This is a genomic window from Desulfobotulus sp., from assembly GCF_034006065.1.
In the GTDB taxonomy this organism is placed as follows: Bacteria; Desulfobacterota; Desulfobacteria; order Desulfobacterales; family ASO4-4; genus Desulfobotulus.
On the sequence record NZ_JAVETM010000085.1, the window covers coordinates 1 to 6,428 of the forward strand.

At 57.9% G+C, this 6,428-nt stretch carries 4 protein-coding genes; 3 read left to right on the forward strand and 1 reads right to left on the reverse strand.

The annotated features are described in order from the left end of the window. Nucleotides 1-939: Rpn family recombination-promoting nuclease/putative transposase (locus tag RBR60_RS16010; protein ID WP_320358646.1), on the reverse strand; the 939-nt coding region annotated here is incomplete at its 3' end. Between the two features lie 43 nt (nucleotides 940-982). Here RBR60_RS16010 and RBR60_RS16015 point away from each other — a divergent pair. From RBR60_RS16015 to RBR60_RS16025, 3 genes are all read left to right on the forward strand, one after another. Next, nucleotides 983-1,132, forward strand: a complete 150-nt coding sequence (locus RBR60_RS16015) for a hypothetical protein (protein WP_186443208.1) — start codon at nucleotides 983-985, stop codon at nucleotides 1,130-1,132. A 36-nt stretch (nucleotides 1,133-1,168) separates the two neighbouring features. After that, nucleotides 1,169-4,729 (forward strand): carboxypeptidase-like regulatory domain-containing protein, encoded by a 3,561-nt coding sequence (locus RBR60_RS16020; RefSeq protein ID WP_320358650.1) that lies wholly within the window; start codon nucleotides 1,169-1,171, stop codon nucleotides 4,727-4,729. 152 nt (nucleotides 4,730-4,881) lie between these two features. Continuing rightward, on the forward strand, nucleotides 4,882-6,428 hold a 1,547-nt coding region (locus tag RBR60_RS16025; protein WP_320358652.1), incomplete at its 3' end, for a hypothetical protein.

Below are 6,428 nucleotides of genomic sequence, written 5' to 3' on the forward strand. Positions count from 1 at the left end.
AGCGGCGGCAATTTTGTCGGGGCTTATGTTGAAATTGTAAAGGCGCATAAGAGTCTGGAATTTTTCCGTACGGAGTTTTTTGATGGTTTCCATACGCTCTTCCATCTTGCCTTCCATCTTGCCTTCCATCTTGCCTTCCATCTTGCCTTTGAGATGGCCTTTTTTCTCCCACTCTTCTGTCCATTCGGTCATTTTTTCAGCGAGCATGGCTTCCACCTCCGTGAGTGCATGGTATTCGGGTATGGCATCATTTTTGAACCGCGACCTGAGCAGGCGGCTGAGCCATATGGCAAAGATGCGCTGGATATTTCTGTATTCATCAGACTCAAGTTTTTCGATCAGATCTGCAATGCGTGCTCGAATTTCTTCGGGTGTTGTACACATCTCAAAGGCGATCAGTTCCCGCACAAGATTGAGATCCACGCCTCCCAGTTCCGCCTTGCTGATCCGGTTTTCATCAAGAAGCCAGTATCTGAGACTGGGTGTAAAGGGTTTTAAAGAATCCTGAACGGGCTGGATCAGATCCCTGACATCAAGGGGAGTCTGCCATGCTCCCCTGCCGTTGTAGATCACCATGGGGACAACGGGTGGCAGGGTGTCGCCCCGTTTAAGGTTTTGGGTACGGATGATGTCCTGATAGAGCAGACCGACATACACCATGAGGCGTACGCCCATAAAATAGTCATCCGATGACTGAAACTCAAGCAGCAGATAGAGGTAGAGCCATTTTCCCCTGAACCGTACCCGCCATAAGGTGTCGCTGTGGCGTGAACGCATGTCTTCGGTGATGTAGGCCGTAGAAACCGGTTCCAGGGTATTGAGGTCAATTTCATGAACCCAGTCTTCTTTCACAAAACCGCAGAGAAGATCCCGAACCATTTCCGGATGAGAAAAAAAGAGTTTGTATCCCGTATCGTGGGGATTGTGTTCATTTTTCATGAAAAAACCATAGCAGAAAAATGATTTTGTCGGGAATGAAAAAGTGTTTTTTGTTTCCCTGTGGGGCTGCGGTGGGGAGGATGTCATCGCGCGGGTGGATGGGAAGGCGCTTTCAAGGTCGGGGCTGGAGAGCCTGATCCAGACGAAGGCCATGGACAGGGCGGATATCCGCCATGCCCGCAAGGATGGATAGATGGGTTTGATGGGGAGAGGCAGGAGGATGGGGAGCATGGGCAGGCTGGAAGCTGGGAGGTTACGCTGGGGCATTTTTTTTCTTCTGATTCTGGTGCTGACAGGATGCAGGCTTCCTGCGGTGAAGGACTTCAAGGCCGAGGCCCTGCGCACGGAGCCCGGAGTGCGGCTCACCTGGACACCTGTGGCGCATAAGGATCTGGCGGGATACTGGATTTACCGGAAGGCTCAGGGCCAGGCTGAGGCGCTGAATCTCTCTTCTGTGCTGTTGCCCGGAGATACGCGCTTGTATGTGGACCGCAGTGTAACCCATGGCGTGGTGTACGAGTACGCCGTGGTGGCTGTGGATCGCAGGCTGCAGCCGGGGCGTCCGTCGGATGGGGTGAAGGTTTTTGCCGCCTGGAACGCCACGACTCTTTCCCGTCCGGATCTGGATTGGCAGGATCCCCATGTGAAGATTTCCTGGCCGTGTGAGGATTTTGAGGCCTATGAGCTCAGCCGGAGTGAGACGGAAGCGGGTGTGGAGATTCTGGGGAAAGGCCGGGAATGTCAGATTTTGGATGATCTGAGCGCGGCGTTTACAAAGTGGCATTACCGGGTGCGGGGAATCCGTGTGCTGGCCGATCCCCTGAGCGGTGGGCTGCTGGAGCTGCCCGGCCCCTGGTCACCTGCGGCAAGGGTGGAGGCCCATGCGCCCGATGCCTTCAGCCTTGGGGGCTGCACGCGGAACAAGACGGGGGACTGGGCCCTGAATGCGGGAGTGGGGCTGCCTGTGACCCTGAGTGCATCGGTTCTGGCTTTGGAGGGGGAGATGAAGATCAGGGCCGTATCCGGGGAGCATGCGCTTGTTTCTGCGGGCAGCGGCTCGGGTTTTTCTCTGGCGCTTCCCGCTCTGGGAGCCTGGCGGGTATCGGTTTGGGACAGCAGCGGGAACAGGCTCTCCCGATTTTCCTTTTCTCTGGTGCAGGATACGCTTGCGCCTCTTGTACAGGTGGACGGCCCGGAGCACGCGGTAACAGAAGCGCTTTTTCATGTATTCACAGGCCGAGTGTCCGACGATACGGGGGTGCACAGTATGAAGGCGCATTCGGATCGGTATGACACAGACTTTGCCCTGCTTCCCGGAGAGGCAGAAGGGGATTTTGTGGCGGAACTTCCCCTGGCTTTCGGAGACAACCGTATCACCTTCAAAGTGATGGATCCTGCGGGCAATGAGACCCGTATGGAGCGCAGGGTGGACAACCGCTCTCCCCTGAAGCCGCGGATCCGTCTGCTGCGGCCTGGGGCCGGAGAGCGGGTGTTCACAGAAAAACTTAAGGTGGAAGGGGAAGTGGACACGGATCTTCCCGGGGAGGCTTTGACCCTGGTGCTCCATGGAAGGGGTGGAACCTGGGAGTACAGGCCTGCAGGTCAGGGCGGGGTTCACCCCTTTGTGTTTGAAGAGCTCTTTCTTGTGGAAGGGCCGAACTATTTTGACCTGGAAGTGCGTACGGATCATGGCGGGGTGATGCTGCGCAGTGGCGTTCACCGCTTTGTCCCCGCAGGGGAGGGCGGGCCGCCCCGGATTGAGATCCGTCATCCTCAGAAAAACGCCATGGTGCAGGAAGACAGGGTGCAGGTGCGGGGCACGGTGTACAGTCCGGATGGGGTGAAGGGGGTCTGGGTGAACGGCAGTCCGGCCCGGACGGGCGGATCGGCTGAGGCCCTGCATTTTCAACACACGGTCCACCTGGGAGAGGAGGGGTTTGCCCATCCCATGCATGTCCGTGCGCAAAGCGGCCTTGATGTGGAATCCAGCCTGGAGTGGACGGTGATGCAGGATAAGACCGCACCGGAGATTCTCCTTGACGGGGATCTGCGGGCTTATCCGGAGATGAACGAGATTGTGGAGCAGGGCTGGATGCTGTCCGGCCGGATCCTGGAACCCCATCCCGGCGGTCTGCGCATAGGGCAAAGTCCTCTGGCCTTAAGCCTTGCGGGCGAAGGGGGCTGGTCCTTTGCCACGGGTCTCGATTTAAATCCGGGGGTGGAGAACACCTTGCGCCTTGTGGCCTGGGACAGGGCAGGTAACCGCACAGAAAAACTGCTGGGTCTGCTGTTTATGGCAGCCAGAAGGCCTGAGATTCTTTCTCCTCAGGACGGGGCTGTTCTGGTCACAGGGCAAAGGCTCCTCACCCTGCCTCTGATCTGCCGGGTTCCGGATCTTGAGCCGGAAGACAGGGTAGCCCTGAAGCTGGACGGAATCCTGGTTCCGGATCTTGCCTTCAGCGGCACCACCGGCAGGGCTGGGCTTGTGCTGGACGGAGCCCCGGGTTCCCATTCTCTGGAGCTGGAGGTGCTGAATGCCGAAGGCCGGGTTCTGGGTCGAACCCGATCCAGCTTTCAGATCCAGGATGAAGCCACCCTTCCCTTAAGCCTTGAGCTCAGACCGGGGGAGGGGGAGACGGGCGTGGCGCCTGGCGCCTTTGTGAGTCTCTCCTTTAACCGGATGATTAATCCGGATGCACTGGAAGTTGTGCTTGAAGAAACGGCCCACACCTTAAACTATAAAGAAACCGAACCCGGCCGGGGCATAGAGGAGATGGGGGAGATCCCCATGGAGAGGGTGAATCGGGAGAGGGAACCTGTACCGGGCGGGCTTTCCTGGTTCCCGGAGAAGACCCTTGCGGCCTTTTATCCGGAGCGGGATTTTGCCTGGGGAGCCACCGTGCATGTGACGGTGCGGTATCAGGGCGAAGAAATTCTCCGCAATGTCTTTACCGTGCGTCCCCTTCCCACCTTTCTTCAGGGTTTTGTGACGGATACCCGCATGACGCCCCTTGCCGGGGTAAGGGTGCGGCTTGCAAAACCGGACTTAAGCGTAGTGACGGACAAGGAGGGCAGTTTCGGGTTCGGCTTTGGGGACAGAGCTGAAGACAGTCTTGTTCCCGGCACTTACCGTCTTGAGGTGAATCCGGGTATGGAGCATCCGGGCCTTGGCAGCCTTGAGCGCAGGGTGCATGTGGCGGGAGGCGAGGTGAACCGTGCGGGCATGTTCCGCATTCCCGTGATCCGCGGGGATCTTCCCATGGTTCTTCTGGGTTCGGGTATGGGGGATGTGAGCCTGGATCACGGGGAGCTTGTGCTGGATCTTGAAGATGCCCGCCTCTTTTTTGGGGACGGCCGGGACAGAAAGCCCGTGACCGCCGTGTTCCTTGAGTATGAAGAAATCCCCTGGCCCATGGACAGTGTCATGCCATCCTGGATGTACATGCTGACGCCAGGTCCTTTGGAGGTGGAAGGGCCTGTGGGGCTTTCTTTTCATATGCCCGCCCTTTACGGCTCCCATGATTATGTGGAAGCCGTTGGGGATCGGGTGGTGCTGGTGGGTTTTGATCCGGATACGGGCAGTCTGAAACCCGCAGGTGTGGGTCTTGTGGATCGGGAGGCCAGGCGGGTGCGCTCGGAGCGGCTGGAGCTTCGCAGGCTGGATGCCTTAGGATATGCCTTTGTGGAAGAAGGTGCCCAGGATCTTCTGAAGGCCTATGGGGAGGGACTTCTGCATCTTGCCGATCTTCTGGGAAGGCTGGGGGCAGGCGCTGCCGGTACGGAAGAATGAGTTTTTTTGTGGGGCAGGTCCTGTTTTCTCCCTTTGGGAGAGGGGCCGGGGGTGAGGGCAGAAAGCCTTGAAAAAGCCTGATGATGTCCGATGTGTCAAAAATGGCCGTACAGAATATAAAAAAGATGTTCACCAATACGGGATTGATTTTCATGAAAACATTCTTAAACGCTCCGCAGAACCGGGTGACTGGCGAGGCTTCTCTCTTTATCAGGGAGCTTTTCATCAGAAGTCTTCTTTTCACGGCCTTTTTCTGGGGTCTCTGGTTTTCTGCGGTTCCGGCTCTGTCCTTTGATAACTGGGGCTTAAGCCCGCGTTTTGCATCTGGTGCCATGGGTACCCGCGGGCTGATCCTTGAGGACGGCGCACCGGTCTGGGTGGCCTATGGTTCCAGTGGCGAGGTTCTTGAAAAAATCGGCCCTGCCACAGACCGCTACCGGGATGCCCGAGCCATGGCCGCTTCCGAATACCGTCAGCGGGTGGCGGCGTTCCGGGACGCCCTGACCAGCACCTCCCTTCCCGTATCCATAGAAAATCTTCCCCTGGTTCTTCCCGGAGTTTCTTTTCATCCGGACACAAAAAGCATCCTGCGCATTGCCCCTTCGGCCCTTATTCCCGGCATGAAACCCCTTCTCCATGAATCCCCTTTAAATCTTAAGGACGTGCGGGATCTTGGAGAAGAGATCCGCTCCGTGCTTCTGGATGACAAGGGCTCCCTTCTTCACGCTTCCATCGGGAACATCGGGTATCTTTCCGGGTTTTACAGTCAGGCCGACGGTACGCCCGGCGGGCAGGCCCTTGGGGGGTATAAGCAGGGCGACACCCTCTGGGGCCCTGTATCCGGGGCTTTTGTGAGCGCAAGCGGAGACTGGAGAAGTGGCAATCTCACCCGCGAGGATGGCCACTACCAGCTCATGTACCGTCTGCCGCCCTGTCCGGGCTTTTTTTACACCCTGGATCACTTTGTTTATGGCCAGCTTCTCTACCAGGAGTTCAATCCCAAGCGGCCACGGCCTGTGGGGCATTACTTTGTGCAGCGGCCCATTTTTGATATGTGCTCCGGCGGTTCCGCAGCCTTTGGCATGCCAACGAGCCTTGGGGCAGCCATGGGCCAGATGGCTGCGGCGCAGATGGATGCGGGGATCAACCAGAGTTTTCACAGAAACGTCCACCTCACTGTGGATGTGGCGGCCATCACGGGCAAGGCTTTTTTGCATGAAAGGGCGGGCGGCCCGGTGCTGCCCCTTGGAGAAAAGACCCGACGCAGCGCCAAAGAAAGCACGGGCTGGACGCTCCCCGCCCACCTGGATCTCAACGGAGACGGCAGACCGGATACCGCGGAGCTGGATTCTGCCACGGGCCTTGTGCGTATCTGGTTTGAAGGCAAGACCGACGAAAACAAGGATACGCCGGATCTTGTGCGTTTTGGAGACACCTTCCTGAACCTGGAAGACGAAGGCCTTCTTGCGGCCATCTCGGCCGGGGATGCAGAAAAGACAGACACCCACATCTACCGGGCGTCCAGCGGCATGCAGATCATGGCATCCAGGGGGCTTCAAGCGGGCAGCCTGATCAGCGAGGACAAGGGCATGCTCTCCTACCGCATGCTTTACCGGGGGCCTGGAGATTTTGCCTTCCGCCATGGGGGCAATGCCATGTCCATCTGGCAGAAGGAGAGGCTGAACCCGGCCCTGCAGGG

Coding starts and splice junctions, on each gene's coding strand:
- RBR60_RS16020 (WP_320358650.1), top strand. CDS start 1,169: ATGGGCAGGCTGGAAGCTGGGAGGTTACGCTGGGGCATTTTTTTTCTT.